15 protein-coding genes are annotated in these 16,596 nt (G+C 39.2%); 5 read left to right on the forward strand and 10 right to left on the reverse strand.

Translation table 11 applies throughout. The annotated features are described in order from the left end of the window. Nucleotides 1–4: 4 nt before the first annotated feature. Nucleotides 5–1,285, reverse strand: a complete 1,281-nt coding sequence (locus Hs30E_RS01650) for a homoserine dehydrogenase (protein ID WP_172207492.1) — start codon at nt 1,283–1,285, stop codon at nt 5–7. Nucleotides 1,286–1,523: 238 nt separating this feature from the next. Between Hs30E_RS01650 and Hs30E_RS01655 the strand changes: the two genes are divergently transcribed. Both Hs30E_RS01655 and Hs30E_RS01660 read left to right on the forward strand, forming a co-directional pair. After that, the gene (locus tag Hs30E_RS01655) at nt 1,524–2,261 is read left to right on the forward strand and encodes an ABC transporter ATP-binding protein (RefSeq protein ID WP_172207493.1); all 738 of its coding nucleotides are present in this window, start codon (nt 1,524–1,526) and stop codon (nt 2,259–2,261) included. Further along, on the forward strand, nt 2,254–3,900 hold the full coding sequence (locus Hs30E_RS01660; RefSeq protein WP_172207494.1) for a hypothetical protein: 1,647 nt from the start codon (nt 2,254–2,256) through the stop codon (nt 3,898–3,900). The genes Hs30E_RS01655 and Hs30E_RS01660 overlap by 8 nt, the downstream gene beginning before the upstream one ends. 58 nt (nt 3,901–3,958) lie before the next feature. Here Hs30E_RS01660 and Hs30E_RS01665 read toward each other — a convergent pair whose 3' ends face one another. Further along, nucleotides 3,959–6,349 carry a glycoside hydrolase family 3 C-terminal domain-containing protein gene (locus Hs30E_RS01665; RefSeq protein ID WP_172207495.1) on the reverse strand — a complete coding sequence of 797 codons (2,391 nt, stop codon included), beginning with the start codon at nt 6,347–6,349 and terminating at the stop codon, nt 3,959–3,961. Further along, nucleotides 6,349–7,707: an MFS transporter gene (locus Hs30E_RS01670; RefSeq protein ID WP_172207496.1), complete on the reverse strand. Its 1,359-nt coding sequence runs from the start codon at nt 7,705–7,707 to the stop codon at nt 6,349–6,351. The genes Hs30E_RS01665 and Hs30E_RS01670 overlap by 1 nt, the downstream gene beginning before the upstream one ends. Nucleotides 7,708–7,875: 168 nt before the next feature. On the opposite strand from Hs30E_RS01670, the gene Hs30E_RS01675 reads away from it, so the two are divergent. After that, complete coding sequence (locus tag Hs30E_RS01675) at nt 7,876–8,685, forward strand: aminoglycoside 6-adenylyltransferase (RefSeq protein WP_172207497.1); 810 nt, start codon at nt 7,876–7,878, stop codon at nt 8,683–8,685. Between the two features lie 6 nt (nt 8,686–8,691). Here the strand turns inward: Hs30E_RS01675 and Hs30E_RS01680 are convergent, their stop codons facing one another. The 7 genes from Hs30E_RS01680 to Hs30E_RS01710 all read right to left on the reverse strand — a co-directional run bounded on the left by Hs30E_RS01680 (nt 8,692) and on the right by Hs30E_RS01710 (nt 14,201). Continuing rightward, nucleotides 8,692–9,381: a TVP38/TMEM64 family protein gene (locus Hs30E_RS01680; protein WP_172207498.1), complete on the reverse strand. Its 690-nt coding sequence runs from the start codon at nt 9,379–9,381 to the stop codon at nt 8,692–8,694. 41 nt (nt 9,382–9,422) lie between these two features. Continuing rightward, on the reverse strand, nt 9,423–9,929 hold the full coding sequence (locus Hs30E_RS01685) for a flavin reductase family protein (protein WP_172207499.1): 507 nt from the start codon (nt 9,927–9,929) through the stop codon (nt 9,423–9,425). Nucleotides 9,930–10,230: 301 nt separating this feature from the next. Continuing rightward, complete coding sequence (purN, locus tag Hs30E_RS01690) at nt 10,231–10,779, reverse strand: phosphoribosylglycinamide formyltransferase (protein ID WP_172207500.1); 549 nt, start codon at nt 10,777–10,779, stop codon at nt 10,231–10,233. After that, the gene (gene purM / locus Hs30E_RS01695; RefSeq protein ID WP_172207501.1) at nt 10,776–11,798 is read right to left on the reverse strand and encodes a phosphoribosylformylglycinamidine cyclo-ligase; all 1,023 of its coding nucleotides are present in this window, start codon (nt 11,796–11,798) and stop codon (nt 10,776–10,778) included. The genes purN and purM overlap by 4 nt, the downstream gene beginning before the upstream one ends. A 132-nt stretch (nt 11,799–11,930) precedes the next feature. Next, on the reverse strand, nt 11,931–12,308 hold the full coding sequence (locus Hs30E_RS01700) for a YwiB family protein (RefSeq protein WP_172207502.1): 378 nt from the start codon (nt 12,306–12,308) through the stop codon (nt 11,931–11,933). After that, nucleotides 12,305–13,255 carry an alpha-ketoacid dehydrogenase subunit beta gene (locus tag Hs30E_RS01705; protein ID WP_172207503.1) on the reverse strand — a complete coding sequence of 317 codons (951 nt, stop codon included), beginning with the start codon at nt 13,253–13,255 and terminating at the stop codon, nt 12,305–12,307. The genes Hs30E_RS01700 and Hs30E_RS01705 overlap by 4 nt, the downstream gene beginning before the upstream one ends. Then, on the reverse strand, nt 13,248–14,201 hold the full coding sequence (locus tag Hs30E_RS01710) for a thiamine pyrophosphate-dependent dehydrogenase E1 component subunit alpha (RefSeq protein ID WP_172207504.1): 954 nt from the start codon (nt 14,199–14,201) through the stop codon (nt 13,248–13,250). The genes Hs30E_RS01705 and Hs30E_RS01710 overlap by 8 nt, the downstream gene beginning before the upstream one ends. A 264-nt stretch (nt 14,202–14,465) precedes the next feature. Between Hs30E_RS01710 and Hs30E_RS01715 the strand changes: the two genes are divergently transcribed. Then, the gene (locus tag Hs30E_RS01715) at nt 14,466–15,785 is read left to right on the forward strand and encodes an HD domain-containing protein (RefSeq protein WP_172207505.1); all 1,320 of its coding nucleotides are present in this window, start codon (nt 14,466–14,468) and stop codon (nt 15,783–15,785) included. Nucleotide 15,786: 1 nt separating this feature from the next. After that, on the forward strand, nt 15,787–16,596 hold the full coding sequence (yidA, locus tag Hs30E_RS01720) for a sugar-phosphatase (protein WP_172207506.1): 810 nt from the start codon (nt 15,787–15,789) through the stop codon (nt 16,594–16,596).

Here is a 16,596-nt window from a genome sequence, read left to right on the forward strand (position 1 = left end):
TATTTTAAATCACCTTAATCGTATTACGCAAGGTAAAACCAGGCAAAGCTGAGATTTTCTCAACCAAACTATCAAACTGGTTCAAATCCATTTGATGTGAAATAATGGCAATACTTGCCCGATTTTCAGCCAAATTTTCTTGGAAAACTTGCCCAAATGACACATTTTCAGCCTCAAAAAGCTCAGCTAATTTCAAAAGTTGACCCGTTTTATCCTCAGTTTCAATGGCAAAATAATATTTGTCAAGCAAATCTTCTTTTTTCGCATAAACCGTTTCACGCGCAAAATTGTTAAATGGCGCAACTTTTTCGCCTTTAACAATACCATGCGCAAGGGCAATAATATCAGCAACAACAGAAGTAGCCGTTGGTTTTTGACCCGCACCAGGACCATAATACATGGCCTCACCAATACCGATAGATTCAACAAAGACAGCATTCATAACACCATTGACTGTCGCCAACTGATGATTTTTCGGCAAGAAAGTCGGCACAACCTCGGCATAAATACCAGATTCACGTTCAACAATTTCACCAACAAGTTTGATAACATAACCAAGTTTTTGCGCCAAAGTCACATCTTCAGGTGTGATATGTCGGATGCCCTCATGTCGAACATCCTCAAAGTTAATCGTCATGCCAAAAGCAAATTGACTGAGAATGACCATCTTATAGGCCGCATCAATGCCGTCAACGTCGTTTGTTGGGTCAGATTCGGCATAACCAAGGCGACTAGCCTCAGCCAGAGCCTCGTCATAAGTCCACCCCTCATCCACCATCTTGGTCATCATAAAATTGCTCGTACCATTTGCCACAGCAAGAATTTTCGTGATTTTGTCAGCTTGATAAGCACTCGCAAGCGTGCGCAAAATCGGAATGCCGCCCGCAACTGCTGCCTCATAGTAAAGTGCCACGCCATTATCACGCGCAATCGCAAGCAATTCAGCACCATGTACCGCAAGCAAATCTTTGTTAGCCGATACCACATGTTTTTTAGCTTGCAAAGCCTTTGTAATAAAAGTTTTTGCTGGTTCAATACGCCCCATTAGCTCGATAACGATGTCAATGCTAGCATCATTAAGAATTTCGGCAATATCCGTCACGAAATGATAAGCTTTTCCTTCCGCTAAAAGTGCATTTTTTTCAGCTTCATCCTTGACTAAAACCTTAGCAATTTTGATGTCAGCATTCGCCGCAGCCGTAATTTTCGCACCATTTTCCTTAAGCAAAAAAGGCACACCGCTTGCGACCGTCCCAAAACCGAGTAAAGCTATATTGATTGTCATATTAGACTCCTTTATTTGAGCTTCAAACTAACTTTCTAGGAAAGTTTGCGACTTCGTCGCACCGCTTTCAGCATCATGTTTTTAAATATTGTTATTACAATTATAACAGAATTTTCAGAACATTTCTATTGTCAGGCTTAGAAAGTTTTTATTATTTTTATCAGAATAATGCAACGATTAGCAATTTAGCGACTTTTCGTGTATAATTATATCAAAAGCAAACAAAGGATGTCAGCAAATGAAGTTAATTTTAGAGAAAATCAATAAAAAATTCGCCGAAAAAACGCTCTTTACGGACGCATCATTTACATTTGAAACAGGCAAAATTTATGGTTTATTAGGTCGAAATGGTGCTGGAAAAACAACGCTTTTTAATTGTATTTCTAAAAATATGTCGCTTGACAGTGGGCAAATTGCGCTGACAGACGAAACAGGAGAAGCTCATCAAGACTATGATAACACGGAAATTGGCTTTATTTATACGCAACCAATTTTGCCTAATTTTATGACCGCGGTGGAATTTGTTCAATTTTTCATTGACATCAACAGCACACGCCTTGTCACGCAAAAGACGGCGAGCGACTATCTGATTGCCGTTGGTATTCAAGAAATAGACCATAATAAATTACTCAAAGATTTTTCACATGGCATGAAAAATAAAGTTCAAATGTTAATCTCTGTCATAACCGAAACACCTGTTTTATTGCTTGATGAACCCTTGACAAGTTTTGATGTTATTGCTGCTCACGATATGAAAAAATTGATTTTATCTTTGAAAAAGGACACCGTTATCATCTTTTCAACGCACATTTTGCAACTAGCGCAAGATATGTGTGACGAAATCATCCTATTGCACAATGAAAAATTGACTGCTGTTAATCCTGAGATGATTCATGACAAGAACTTTGAGTCTGAAATCATTGAACTGTTAAGCGACAATTATGGTGTTGCCGATAAGGAAACTGCTCATGAATAATTTTATCAAACTCAACTGGTATTTTTTCCATTCTATCACTATCCATAAAGTTAATGGACTGATTTATTTTGCCAAGAAACTCCCATTTCTTGGTCAACATATTTCAGATACAATTTATAAAGACAAAGTGATTAAAAACGTTTTCTCCGTTCTTGTTAGCATTTTTAGTTTTTTGACTAGAACACTTCTGAGTGCCTTGATAGTGGGCATTTTTGCAGTAGCTTTTTCGGTCTTGGACGGTTTGATTCACTCAGGCAGACCTATGGGAATACTTGAGAAATCGCAGGCTCAAGCGGCCATTTTAGCCATGTTACTCATCACGGTTGTTTTGAAAAATAGCTTTAATCTTTTTTATGGGGCAATTTCAGAAGATATACTCGACTTTATTACCTATTTTCAACTTTCATATGTCAAAACAGTTACAACTCTAAGTTTTTATAAAGAATTAAACAAACTATTTTTCTATCTCCTACCACTCTTTACCCTAGCTACTCTTGCCAAAGCACAGGCGTTAAACTGCCTTTTGACTTACATTGCCTTTCAACTTTTTTTCTTCACGCTAGCACAATTTTTATCACGGAAAACGATTCCAAGCAGACTCCCAAAATCTCTTAAACTTGGTCTGTTTAGCACTTTATGTCTCATTTTTATTGGTCTTTTCCTTGTTTTTTATCTATTCATTGGAACAGCTGTTCTCTTCTCTCTTCCCCTTGCTTTACTATTACTTGTTATGTCAGCTTTCTTTATACGTCAAATTCTTCTTTTCAAAGGCGAAAAAAACTATATTGAAACACTTGTTAGCTCGAGTTATCTCGCAGTTGATGAACGTGCTATTGTCAAGTTAGCCTTGAAAACTAAAGAGTTTAATGAGGGTATCGCCATGCAAAAAAAATTGACTTATAATGGTCAACAAAATTTTGGCAAAGGCACCAGCATGCTCAATAAACTGTTATTTTATCGCTACAAAGATACTTTATATAAAGGGATTTACAAACGCCTTGCCTTATTTGGTCTCTTTTTGTTGCTCGTTATTGCAGCCGCTCTCATTTCTTTTGTCAATGGTAAACTTCTGTTCACGATAGATGAAAACGACTTATTAATTTTTTTTCCGGGTCTCTTTTTTCTCATGTATTGTATCGGCTATGGTAAAAAAATTGTTCAAATGTGCTTTTTAAATTGTGATAGTGCCTTACTCTATTATCCATTTTACCGTAAATCACAGACGATTTTATCAGGTTTCAATGAACGTTTCAAGAAAACTTTCATGCTCAATGGTATTATCATTCTCTGTATTTTTGCAGATACTCTTATCCTTTGTCTCATTTTTGGCAACCATATTTCGCCCAATTTCTATCTGATTTTAATACTCTTTTTAATCGCCTTGAACTTTCTCTTTTCATTCCATGAATTATTTGTTTATTACCTCTTACAACCTTATACCAGCGACTTAAACGTTGTCAATCCTGTTTATAGATTTATTTCATGGATTTTCTACATGATTTGTTATACGAGCTTGCAAATTCATCCAAAAGGTTATATTTTCCTTGCTATTTTGACGATTATCAGTCTTCTTTACGTCAGTATCGGTTACCTCATCATCAAACGCTATGCCCCTAAAACCTTTAGATTCAAAATATGAAAAATAATAAAGTCCAATTTCAACCCTGAAACTGGACTTTATCTATAGTTATAATCAATTACTTAGACTTTCCAAATAACCCTTTAACAGCTTGAACAGGCTTGTGATTCAGCAAATCAAGCATGGCAGTTAAGCGTTTAGGTGTCACAACGCCTTCGCTCATCATCGCAAGCCCACGCAAGGGTGTTTCCATAAGCGAAGCCTCAAACATCTTACGCCAACCATCGTCCTCCTCTTCTTTGGTACCCCCAGCCGTCAATGTCGCTTCTTGCTTGTTGCGCGCAACCTTGGCAATCGCTTTGCCGATAAGCGTGTGTTGAATATCACCAAGCGTTGAGTTGGCATGATAAGGCTGAGTTGGTAACTCTTGCGGTAACTCATTACCATAGATTTTGGCAAACTCTTCGTCAGAAATACTGAAAATACCTGTCTCGTCAATGGCACTTGCAATATTTTGATAAACAGCATTAACAGTTTGTGAAGGCTCAATACCCTGAATTTGAATTTCCCCACTTGCTTTTATATCACGGCTTGAAGCTGCGATTTGGACTGTATAAGTCCCCGTTTCAGTTACCCAGTCAGCTTTTTCAACATCATAATAAGCAAAAGTCCGATCATCGTATGAAAAATTGACGACTTTTTTCTCACCTGGATTGAGCGTAATTTTGTCGAATCCTTTGAGTTCGTGGGCGGGTCTTGGGCGTTTACTATCAGCTGGTGCTGCAATATAAAGCTGAACAATTTCAGCGCCTGTCATCTTGCCAACATTTTCAATCGTAACTTTAGCACCTGTCTCTGTAATCTGAGCCTTGCTATAAATAAAGTCGGTATAAGTCAAGCCGTAACCAAAAGGATAGGCAACATCGCAAGCCACCGTATCATAGTAACGGTAGCCAACAAAAAGGCTTTCGCGATAAGTAACAAGACGTGAGTTGGTCGCAAAATAGCGATAAGAGGGCGTGTCCTCAAGTTTCAAAGGCCAAGTTTCAGCAAGTTTGCCAGACGGCGACTGAGCACCAGTCAGCAAATCAGCAGTCGCTTGTCCTCCCGCCTGACCACAGAGATAAGTCAGCAAAATACCTTTAACTTTGTCTGCCCAAGGCATGGCAACAGGCGAACCACATTGCAAAACGACAATTGTTTGAGAATTAGCCTTAGCGGCAGTTTCAATCATATGATTATGCGAGTCAGGCATGGCAAGGGTTTCACGGTCAAATCCCTCACTTTCATAATCATCAGTCAATCCCACAAAAACAAGGACAAGGTCGCATTCACTTGCCAAACGTGTCACTTTCTCTAAGTCTTTGCCACTCGCGTACTCTAGCGCATAACCCGCAGTCTTTAGCGCATCAAAAGCGTTATCAACCTTAAATGGATTGATTCGACTTGAACCTGCACCTTGATAACGTGGTTTTTTGGCAAATTCGCCAATAATCGCAATTTTCTTATCTGCTGAGATAGGCAAAATTTGCGCTTCATTTTTTAATAAGACGGCTGATTCTCTAGCAATTTTGCAAGCAAGTTGGTGGTGTTTTTCCTTGCTAAATGTCGCTGCAAAATATTTATTTTTCTTAGCTTTAAGTGCGAGTTCGACCAAGCGAATGACACATTTATCCAAATCAGTTTCTGACAACTGACCAGTTTTAACAGCTTCCGCAACAATTTTATCCAAAAAATTACCAGAATTTGGCATTTCAAGGTCAAGTCCTGCCCTAACACCAATTACACGGTCATTTACCGCTGACCAATCGCTGATAACAACACCATCAAAGCCCCACTCATCACGCAAAATTTCCGTCAACAAGCGATGACTTTCACTTGTATAAATACCATTTAGCTTATTGTAACTAGACATGACTGTCCACGGTTGCGCATTTTTGACACATTTTTCAAAAGCCGAGAGATAAATTTCACGCAAAGCACGCTCATCAACAATCGAATCCGATACCATGCGCCACTTTTCCTGAGAATTTGCCGCAAAATGCTTGAGCGATACACCAATTCCCTTACTTTGCACACCTTTGATATAAGCTGTACCAAGTTCGCCAGAAATATAAGGATCCTCGCTAAAATACTCAAAATTTCGCCCACAAAGCGGACTGCGTTTAATATTGATACCTGGTCCCAAAAGCACTGAAACTTGCTCAGCACGTGCCTCTTCGCCTAGCGCCACCCCCATTTCATAGAGCAATTCACGGTCAAATGCCCCTGCTGAAGTTACAGCAGGTGGGAAAGCCGTTGCCTTTTTACTCGCATTAATGCCAAGATTATCAGACTGATCCTCTTGCTTACGTAAACCATGCGGTCCATCCGTCATCATCAAACTCGGTACGCCCAAACGCTTAATTTCCTTAGTCTGCCACGTATTTTCGCCACTTAGTAAACTTGTTTTTTCGCTCAATGTCATCTGAGCAACAAGGTCGATTGCTTTTTGTTTAAAATCAGTCATTATAATTTACCTTTCAATAATTCTTCTGCTTGTTCACGTGGCATTTTTCCTGTATTGACAGCGGTCATAATCTTTACCGTTTCATCACGCAATTTATATTTGGCAAGAACTGGTAAAGAAATCAGCATGCCAAAAGCTGGCACAAGCAGATAAATTGCCCACAAATTATCGTTAAAACCCGCATTTTGCACAGCCCCTTCACCAACAGTAAAATGAATCAGCCAAAGCATAAGAGCCGCTGCCGCTGTTGAAATTGCAGCAACAATTTTCGCTGCAAAAGTTTGAATCGCAAAAGAAATTCCTGGCGCTAAAATACCTGTTTTATAATGCCCATACTCAGCACAATCAGGCGTGAACATGAACATCAAAACACCAACAAAACCACTTGGAATCGCACGCAAAAATGAGAAGATATAAAGCACCAACAAGTTATCATAGCCGATAAAATAAGCTGCGACATTGAAAGCCACACCAATCGCTGATGACCAAAAAAAGACGTAAAATTTATCTATCTTCCGTGTTACAATAGGAATCGCAACAGCTGCCAAGATTGACGGTACAGCCGTTAATAATGCCAAAGTCGCCATAAGTCCCTCATTGCCTAAGTTATATCTAGCAACATACATATGGAGCATTGAAGCAACATTAAAACCACCTGATAAGATAAAAGCAATATAAAATATCAAGAGATACTTGTTATTTTTAACAAAAGAAAACATCTGTCCAAAGCTAATATCAATCTCATCATCCTTGGCTTTCACGCGCTCCTTTGCCGTAAAACAAATCGGTGCCATAAAAATAAGCGCCGCAATTGACAAAACGAGCGCCGATGGCAACCAACCACCAATCGACTCACGTACCAAGGGTACGATAACATAGACCGCTAAAGTCGCAATCATGGCAAAAATTCGCCCAATTGAAATCAACTCCGTCCGCTCTTCTTGCTGATCCGTCATCGTCGTCACAAGTCCAAAAATCGGCACATCACAGACTGTATAAGAAGTATCCCAAAGAATATAGCCGAGCGCTGCCCAAGTGATTTTCAGCCAAATCGGTACATCACTAGGAATAGCAAAAAGAAAAATCGTTGTAATCGGAATCGCTAAAAGCGACATTTTTATCCAAGGTAGAAATTTACCCGATTTGAACTTAATTTTATCAACCATTCCACCAAAAATCGCATCATTAACTGCATCCCATACCTTGACCAATAAAGTAATGACAGTTACGGCAAGAACAGGAATACCAACATCAGTAAAGTAAGTCAAAAGATAAGTCAGAAGCAAATAATAAAAGATATTTTGCCCCATAAAATAGAGTCCATAACTGAACTTTTCAATCGTCTTTGTTTGTTTCATAAAACCCCTTTTATATTTGTAAACGTTTCCTTTTGTTATTCTACCATATTTAGTAATGATACTCAACTCAAGTGACAGTTGATGAAAGATTAGCAGGAAGTTTTGTCTTTGTGCTTGAACGCCTCTACATATTTATGCTATACTTTTTATTGTAAAGAGGTTAAAGATATGACAAGTGAACAACTTTTTGAACTAATTTTAAAAACTGGACGAGAAAATAATGAGATTTTGATGATTGGAAGCGAGGGGTCACGCAATAATCCGTCGATTACACCTGATATTTATCAAGATTTTGACATTACTTATTTTGTCGAAAATGAGCGTTTTGCTGATTTTAAAAGTTTTAATCGTACAATGTTCGGCGAGATAATGATTGAACAGATTTTGCCTGAAAGCAATCGTTGGTGCTGGCTCATGCACTTTATGGACGATAATCGACTAGATTTAAAGATTCAGCCTATCTCTAGCGTATCAAATTATCTGTTGGCAGATACGCTCAACACAATTTTACTCGACAAAACTGGCAAATATTTGACTTTACCTGCTACTTCTGAGCGCAGTCATTTTATTAAACGCCCAAATCAACAAGAATTTGACGACACGATTAACGAGTTCTTTTGGCTGGCAACTTATGTGGTCAAAGGTATTTTACGTCATGAATTTTTATATGCGACATATTTTTTTGAGCAACATGTTCGCCTTGAATTTTATAAACTCTTAGCTTGGCACGTTGGGATTGAAACTGATTTTTCTATATCTCTTGGCAAAGCTAATAAAAAATTACTAGATTATTTTTCTGAACTCACACAAACTTACGACTTGTCAAGTTTATCTAAGATTGCTTTCGCCCTGAAATTTTCAGTCAACTTAGTCATCAATATTTTACCAAACTTGAGTCAAAACTTGCAATTAACCTATGAGTTTTCAGCTGTTGAAAAAACAACAGACTACATTTTCCGCAAACTAAAAAGCCTGTGATGGCTTTTACTTTTTTCGTCTTGATTTTGTAATTATCAACCAAGCCGTCACAAGAATAGCCAAAATAACAATAAGTAAAATCAGAGCTGTCTTGAAATCGCCATTTGATACACGCTCGCCAAGCAGGCAATAAAGAAAAGTAGACGGTACAGCTACTGTCAGCACAGATAAAATAAATGTTCGATAAGTCATACCTCGATTTGAAAAAACAATCGGCAATATCAGATTCGGCACAATCGGAACCAGATAGACAACAAAAATTACTTGTCTTTCCGACTTTGCCTTATCAATCAAGCTGCCAATTTTATTAGAAGCCTTGCTAGACGACTTTTCATCAAAAAGGAATGACTGAATCTCACGACTGAACAAAAATAAAAGTGAATTACTGATGAAAATGCCGACAATGCTGACCGCTGCACCCAAAAAAGCCCCGTAACAAAGCCCCGATAAAATGCTAACGGAACTTGGCGGAAAACCTGGAATAAAAAACGCTACGACTTGTAAAGCAAGTAAAACAGGTAGCGCTTTAGCACCATATTTTTCGATGTAAGAGGTTATATCAGCCATATCCTTAGGATGTTTGAGGATTTGCTGAAGTATCGGATATAAATTAACCGCAAGCAAAGAAAGGATGCCAACAAAGATAACGGATACGAGAGTTATAAATATGATTTTTGATTTTTTCTGATTTTTCATTACATATTATATTATACACTAAAAAACGACAATTGCCATTCTTATTTTTCTCTCACAAAAGTCTTAACAATCTCAGCAATATACATATCATGATAATCATGCTCAGGATAGTAGTCGTCAACACTTTTATCAAGAAAATACTCAGGCAAAATAGGTGCTTGATACAACTTTTTCATGACAAAAACGATTTCAGCCTCCTCAAAACCGACTGTTTCCTCAAACGAAATCGGTGTTAAACCAGATTTAGCGATTTTAGCCTCATCACGACCACTCGTTTGCCCTAGATAAGTCAATTCTTGACGGAAACCACGACCAAAAAAACTCAAGGTAAACGTATCATTAGCGTCCACAAAGTTTTTGGTATAGCGTTGGGGACGAATGTAAATCGTCGCCACATTGCGCTGCCACAAAAAACCGAAACCGCCCCAACTTGCGGTCATTGTATTATGTTTATCAGCCGTTCCCGCTGTAATCAGCAACCATTCTTTGCCAATTTTTGTAAAGGGATTCATGTCTAATTTATTGCTATTGATTTCTTTAAATGCCATTATTATTTTATTTCCTTTTCTAACAAATGCCCTGACTTATTTTCGATTTTTAATCACAAGCAATTTTATATCTTCGGCTTTATTTTCAAATGTTCAAACAAATTTCAAAAATGTCCGATAATCGCGGTCAAACAACTTTTCTTCCAATATAAGCCACTATACCAGCTCATGTTCCCGTACTTGCGAAAACGAAAAGAACGTTTCATCACTTGATAAAATAGACTTTCCACTACCCGATATACCGATAATCATTGTTTTTCATACGACTATTGTTCAAATTGACAAAAGAGCCTTACGACTCTCATTTTTTTAACATCATTCTCTTCAAAACCTCAGGATAAAGCACATATTCCATATCATGAATGCGACTCTCAAACGATTCAAGTGTATCATTTGGCAAAATCGGCACACGTCGTTGGGCAATAATCTCGCCTGTATCAATCCCATTATCCACATAATGTACCGTTACACCACTCTCAGACACCCTAGCATGCCAAGCATCCGCAATGCCATGCGCACCCGGAAATTCTGGCAGATAAGCGGGATGAATGTTAATAATTCGCCCCGAGTAAACGTTTAGTAAAGTAGGGCTGACGATTTTCATATAACCTGCGAGAACAATCAAGTCAATCTCATGTTTTGCTAATAAAGTCAATATCGCAGTCTCATAATCAACCTTGCTTTCAAATTCTTTCAACTCAAAGCAATAAGCGCTAACACCCAATTTTTCAGCACGTTCAAGCGCCTTAGCACCACGTTTATCTGTAAATAAGAACTCAACTGGAATCCCTTTTTTAACCAAATTTTCAAAATTCGTGCCAGAACCACTGGCAAATACTGCTAATTTCATTTGATAATAACCGCTTTTGTGTCACGTTTGACGATTTTTCCGATTTCAAAACACTTGTCATCTAGCAAAGCCTTTGTCTGTGCGACATTTTCGGGAGAAATGGCAAGTACCATACCCAAGCCCATATTGAAAATTTCAAACATTTCCTTATGTTTGAGATTGCCTGTTTTTTCCATCAAGTCAAAAATAGGTAGAATCTCCCAACTGCCCTCATTTATCTCAGCCGCCAAATCGTCGCCAAACATGCGCGGAATGTTTTCGATGAACCCACCACCTGTGATGTGGGAAATGCCGTTAATCACGCCAGCCTTGACCAAAGGTAGCAAGTCTTTGACATAAATCTTGGTCGGTGTCAGCAAGTTATCAATCAACTTTTGACCGCCAAGTTCAGCTATTTCAGCGTTTAAGTCAGAATTTTCAAAAACTTTGCGAACAAGAGAAAAACCGTTTGAGTGAATGCCAGACGATGCCAAACCAATCAACACATCTCCCTCGGAAATTTTTTCGCCTGTGATAATTTGAGACTTCTCAGCCACGCCCACCGCAAAACCAGCAAGATCATAGTCATCTTCGCCATACATACCAGGCATTTCGGCTGTTTCGCCACCAACAAGGGCAGCATTTGATTGAACGCAGCCTTCAGCAACACCCGCCACGACCTGTTCCAATTTTTCGGGAATATTTTTGCCAGTCGCAATATAATCAAGGAAATAAAGTGGCTCAGCCCCCGCAGCGATGATGTCGTTGACACACATGGCAACACAGTCAATCCCAATCGTATCATGCTTATCAGCCTCAATCGCAAGAAGCAATTTCGTGCCAACACCGTCCGTGCCAGACACCAAAACAGGTTCTTTAACACCCGTTGTTGTCAAGTCAAACATCCCACCAAATCCGCCAAGTGCACCCATAACACCCATACGTTCCGTGCGTTTCACGTGTTTTTTGATTCGCTCAACAACTTCATATCCAGCCTCTACATCAACTCCTGCTTGCGCGTAAGCATTTTTTTCAGACAATTTGATTCCAACTTTCTTTGTATTTATTATCATTATAGGCTAAATTTGTGGAAAATGATGAAAAAAACTGTCTTTTAGGACAGTTTTTGCTTGTAATGTTCGGTTTTTTAGATTTTCAACATCCTATTTTTATCATTCAAATCTAACTCTCAACACATATTGCGCAAGCAACCGCTCATGTTGCCAAAACTGATATTGCGTTTGACAGCCGTCCGATAACTTTTCATAACTTTGTGTTCTAATCTCAAAACGTTGTAAACCAAGTGGTGTGGCAATAGCGGTTGTCGTATTAATGTCTGGTAACAGTTTCATTATCATGTTAGGCTTTGAAAATCGTGTCATTATAAGCATTTTCTCATTATATTTCATGACGACTTTTTCATTTAATTCATTTTGATAAACAAGAAAAATCATGTCATTTTTCTCATAAAATTCTCCTGAAAATTCTTCATGAATTTCTTCTTTTTCAGAATCAATTTCAATAAGATTGTCAATGATAATTTTCGTCATTTCAATAATTCCTCAATTACCTGTAAAATAGCCTCTTCACTCGGAATCTGCTCAGATTCAATAGCTTTTGCAGCTGAAATTGGCATAAATTTACCACCCAAACGCTTGATTTTTCCTGTAAAGCCATTCTCCACAAGTTGCGCTAAAATCTCACCTGAAATCCCTGATTGCGCCACAGCCTCAGTTACTATCAGCACTTTCCTTGTTTTTTGGGCAGACGTCAATAAAATCGCAATATCCAGTGGCGAAATTGTAATCGGATCAACAATTTCAATTGACAGCTCAGTTTTTTCAGCTACTGATTTAGCAATTTCTACCATACAACCTAGGGCAATAATCGTCAAATCAGTGCCAGTTTTGACAACTTTTGCCTGTCCTAAAGCTACTTCATATAGTTCTCTTGGCACTTTAGCTGTCACTTGATAAAGCGATTTCGGCTCAAAAATCATGACTGGATTGTTATTTTTGACCGCTGCAACCAAAATCCCCTTGGCATCGTAGGCGTTTGAAGGCATCGCAACAATCAAACCAGGGATATGGGCAAACCAATTCTCCAAACTCTGGGAATGCTGTGCACCTGCACCAGTTCCTGCACCACTCGCAGCACGAATCACAATTGGCACAGACTGCTTACCATTTGACAAAAAATGAATCTTTGCAGCTTCATTGACCAACTGATCGACTGCAACCGTCAGAAAATCAGAAAATTGTATCTCTAAAATCGGTCGCTTACCTAAAAGTGCCGAGCCAGTCGCTACACCAGTAATTGCCGCCTCAGAAATCGGCGTATCAAGCACCCGATCAGGAAAATCAGCAATCAATCCTTTTGTTGCACCAAATCCACCGCCATAAGTGCCAACATCTTCACCCAAAATATAGCTTTCGGGAATCGTCTCCAGAATCTGGCGTAAACCGTCATTAACAGCCTCTAAATATGTTTTAATCACTGTAAACCGCCTTCCAGATGTCTGCAGAAAGGGTTGGCGCAATGTCTGAAAGCGCTTGTTTGGCCTCGCTAGAAAGTTGTGCATAGATTTTCTCATCAATCAAAGCCAACTCCTCAGACGACACATCATATTCAGCCAGCAGATTTTCGCGCAGTTTACGAATCGGATCTTCCCAGTTGAAAAATTCATCAGGCGTCCGATATTGCTCGCTATCCGAACGTGAATGCCCCTTGAAACGGTAAGTCACAGCCTCTATCAAAACAGGACCATGGACCAAATCTTGACGTGCTTGTGCAAAAGTAGCATGGACAGCAAAAACATCCTGACCATCAACTTTGTAAGTTGACATCTGATAGTTTTTAGCGCGTTCCGAAATGCTACCTGCAATCATGACAGACGAGTCACTGGACATGGCATACTGGTTATTTTCAACGACAAAAATAATTGGTAACTGCCAAATACTTGCTAAATTTAAACTTTCGTGAAAAGTGCCTTCATTTGTTGAGCCGTCACCCGAAAAACAGACAACGATATTATCAGAGTTATCCATTTTCAGCGCTTTGGCAAGTCCTAAAGCCACTGGATAATTTCCACCAACAATACCATTGCCACCGATATTACCGACTGAACGATCGCTGATGTGCATAGAACCACCATGACCCCCATTTGTTCCTGTCACTTTACCGAAAATTTCAGCAAACATGGCATAAGTTGCTGTTCCTTTGGCAATGGCGTGTCCATGATTGCGATGCGTTGAGAGAATCAAGTCTTGTTCTCTCAACAAATCACAAACCGCCGTGGCAATCGCTTCTTCGCCATTATACAAATGCGTTGTGCCATGCAAATGCCCTGCACGATTGCTATCATCAATAATATTTTCAAAATTGCGAATCGTCATCATTGTCTGATACCAGTTCAAAGCACGATTTTTATCAATATTTTGCATAAAACCTTTCTTTATAGAATACACCGGTTACAAAAACAAAGAGCATTCCATTATTTTTTTATTTTCAAAAGTACATGTATCTCTATTATACGACAATATCAGGTAATTTGTACAAGATTTATATTTCAGTCATATTAAATTTACTATTTCACGTGCATTTTTGTCAATTTTAGGTTATAATAAAACTAAATAAACATTACAGAGTCTAAAACTCTAAGAAAAACCGACTTTTTCAGATATTTTCATCTGTGTAGAAAGGAAATCATGGCAACTCAAAAATTGGAAAAAGTTTTCCGCGATCCCGTGCATAATTATATTCCTGTCAATAATCAAACAATTTATGATTTGATTGCAACCAAGGAATTTCAGCGTTTGCGTCGTATTAAACAACTTGGCACTTCTAGCTATACCTTTCATGGCGCAGAACACAGCCGTTTCACGCATTGTTTGGGTGTCTACCACATTGCCAAGCAAATCACGGAAATGTTTACCAAAAATTATCCTGAGACTTGGTCTGCTGATGAAAATCTCGTTACTCAATGTGCCGCCCTCCTTCATGATGTCGGGCATGGCGCTTTCTCCCATACTTTTGAGAGCATTTTTGACACAGACCACGAGGCGATTACGGTTGCGATTATTACTGAGTCCTCAACCGAAGTGAATGCTGTTCTGCGCAAAGTTTCACCTGATTTCCCCGAAAAAGTCGCAAGTGTCATCACACACGATTACGGCAATCAACAGGTCGTTCAGCTGATTTCCAGTCAGATTGACTGCGATCGCATGGACTATCTTTTGCGCGATTCTTACTACACTGGTGCGACTTATGGCGAGTTCGACCTGACCCGCATTATGCGTGTCATCACGCCAATTACGGATGGTATCGCCTTTAAAATTCAAGGCATGCACGCTGTCGAGGATTATATCGTCAGTCGTTACCAGATGTATATGCAGGTTTATTTTCATCCAGCAAGCCGAGCAATGGAGGTGTTATTGCACCAACTGCTAAAACGTGCAAAACTGCTCTATCCGCTGCAAAAAGATTATTTTTGTATGACAAGCCCACGTTTGGTGCCATTTTTTGAAAATGATTTCAGTCTATCAGATTATCTCAATCTTGACGATGGCGTGATGACAACCTATTTTCAAAATTGGCAATCACATCCTGATGAAATTTTATCAGACTTAGCCACATCATTTGTGACTCGAAAATTAGCCAAATCAATCAAGTATGACTGTGCAGATAAAAAAGATTTAGATGTTCTTCGTGATATTATTGCGAAAGTTGGTTTTGATACGGACTATTACACAGCTATTCATTCTAATTTTGACTTGCCTTATGACTTATATCGACCAGAACTTAAAAGTCCGCGCACGCAAATTGAAATTATGCAAAAAGACGGCACATTGACTGAATTATCTGAGTTGTCAAGCCTTGTCAAGTCGCTAACTGGCACGTCACACGGTGATAATCGTTTCTATTTCCCACGAGAACTTCTCAAGTCTGACACACTTTTCAAAGCTGAACAAGAAGCCTTTACTAGCTATATCAAAAATGACCATTTTTTAGGAAAAGGAACAAAATAATATGACAATTAAACTTGTCGCTATCGATATTGACGGCACGCTCGTTAATAATAATCGCGAGATTACTCCCGAGGTTTTCGATGCGGTGCAACAAGCTAAGGCGGCTGGTGTCAAAATCGTTATTGCCACAGGTCGACCGCTTTTGGGTGTCAAAAATATTCTTTCGGCACTCAATTTGCTTGAGGCAGGCAACTACGTCATTACCTACAATGGTGCGCTAGTTCAGGCGACTGACACTGGCGAGGCCTTTATTGACGAGCCGCTAACCTACGAGGATTACCTTGATATTGAGACGGAGAGTCGTCGTCTTGAGACACCACTACACTCGATTACCATGCGCGCAATTTACACTCACAATCGTAACATCAGTAAATACACGGTCAATGAAGCTTATATCACAGGACTGCCACTGAAATATCGGACAGCTGCTGAGATGTCAGGCAAAGAAATTGTCAAAATGATGTATATTGATGAGCCAGAAAAACTTGATGAGACAATTAGTAAGCTGCCAACACGTTTTACTGAGCGCTATAATATCGTCAAATCAACACCATTCTATCTGGAAATTCTCAACAAAAACGCCAGTAAGGGCTTGGCTGTCCAACATTTGGCGGAAAAACTTGGCATTTCTCATGAGGAAACAATGGCAATCGGCGACGAGGAAAATGACCGTTCTATGTTAGAGGCGGTCGGCACTCCTGTCGTCATGGCAAACGGCAATCCTGAACTCAAAAAAATTGCCAAACACATTACCAAATCTAATGACGAATCCGGCGTTGCTCACGCAATTAACGAATGGGTTTTGAATTAA

Origin of the sequence: Pseudolactococcus hodotermopsidis (assembly GCF_011170085.1) — a bacterium.
Taxonomy (GTDB): domain Bacteria; phylum Bacillota; class Bacilli; order Lactobacillales; family Streptococcaceae; genus Pseudolactococcus; species Pseudolactococcus hodotermopsidis.

Coding starts and splice junctions, on each gene's coding strand:
- Hs30E_RS01665 (WP_172207495.1), bottom strand. CDS start 6,349: ATGACTGATTTTAAACAAAAAGCAATCGACCTTGTTGCTCAGATGACA.
- Hs30E_RS01650 (WP_172207492.1), bottom strand. CDS start 1,285: ATGACAATCAATATAGCTTTACTCGGTTTTGGGACGGTCGCAAGCGGT.
- Hs30E_RS01680 (WP_172207498.1), bottom strand. CDS start 9,381: ATGAAAAATCAGAAAAAATCAAAAATCATATTTATAACTCTCGTATCC.
- Hs30E_RS01670 (WP_172207496.1), bottom strand. CDS start 7,707: ATGAAACAAACAAAGACGATTGAAAAGTTCAGTTATGGACTCTATTTT.
- yidA (WP_172207506.1), top strand. CDS start 15,787: ATGACAATTAAACTTGTCGCTATCGATATTGACGGCACGCTCGTTAAT.
- Hs30E_RS01675 (WP_172207497.1), top strand. CDS start 7,876: ATGACAAGTGAACAACTTTTTGAACTAATTTTAAAAACTGGACGAGAA.
- Hs30E_RS01715 (WP_172207505.1), top strand. CDS start 14,466: ATGGCAACTCAAAAATTGGAAAAAGTTTTCCGCGATCCCGTGCATAAT.
- Hs30E_RS01700 (WP_172207502.1), bottom strand. CDS start 12,308: ATGACGAAAATTATCATTGACAATCTTATTGAAATTGATTCTGAAAAA.
- Hs30E_RS01710 (WP_172207504.1), bottom strand. CDS start 14,201: ATGCAAAATATTGATAAAAATCGTGCTTTGAACTGGTATCAGACAATG.
- purN (WP_172207500.1), bottom strand. CDS start 10,779: ATGAAATTAGCAGTATTTGCCAGTGGTTCTGGCACGAATTTTGAAAAT.
- Hs30E_RS01660 (WP_172207494.1), top strand. CDS start 2,254: ATGAATAATTTTATCAAACTCAACTGGTATTTTTTCCATTCTATCACT.
- Hs30E_RS01685 (WP_172207499.1), bottom strand. CDS start 9,929: ATGGCATTTAAAGAAATCAATAGCAATAAATTAGACATGAATCCCTTT.
- Hs30E_RS01655 (WP_172207493.1), top strand. CDS start 1,524: ATGAAGTTAATTTTAGAGAAAATCAATAAAAAATTCGCCGAAAAAACG.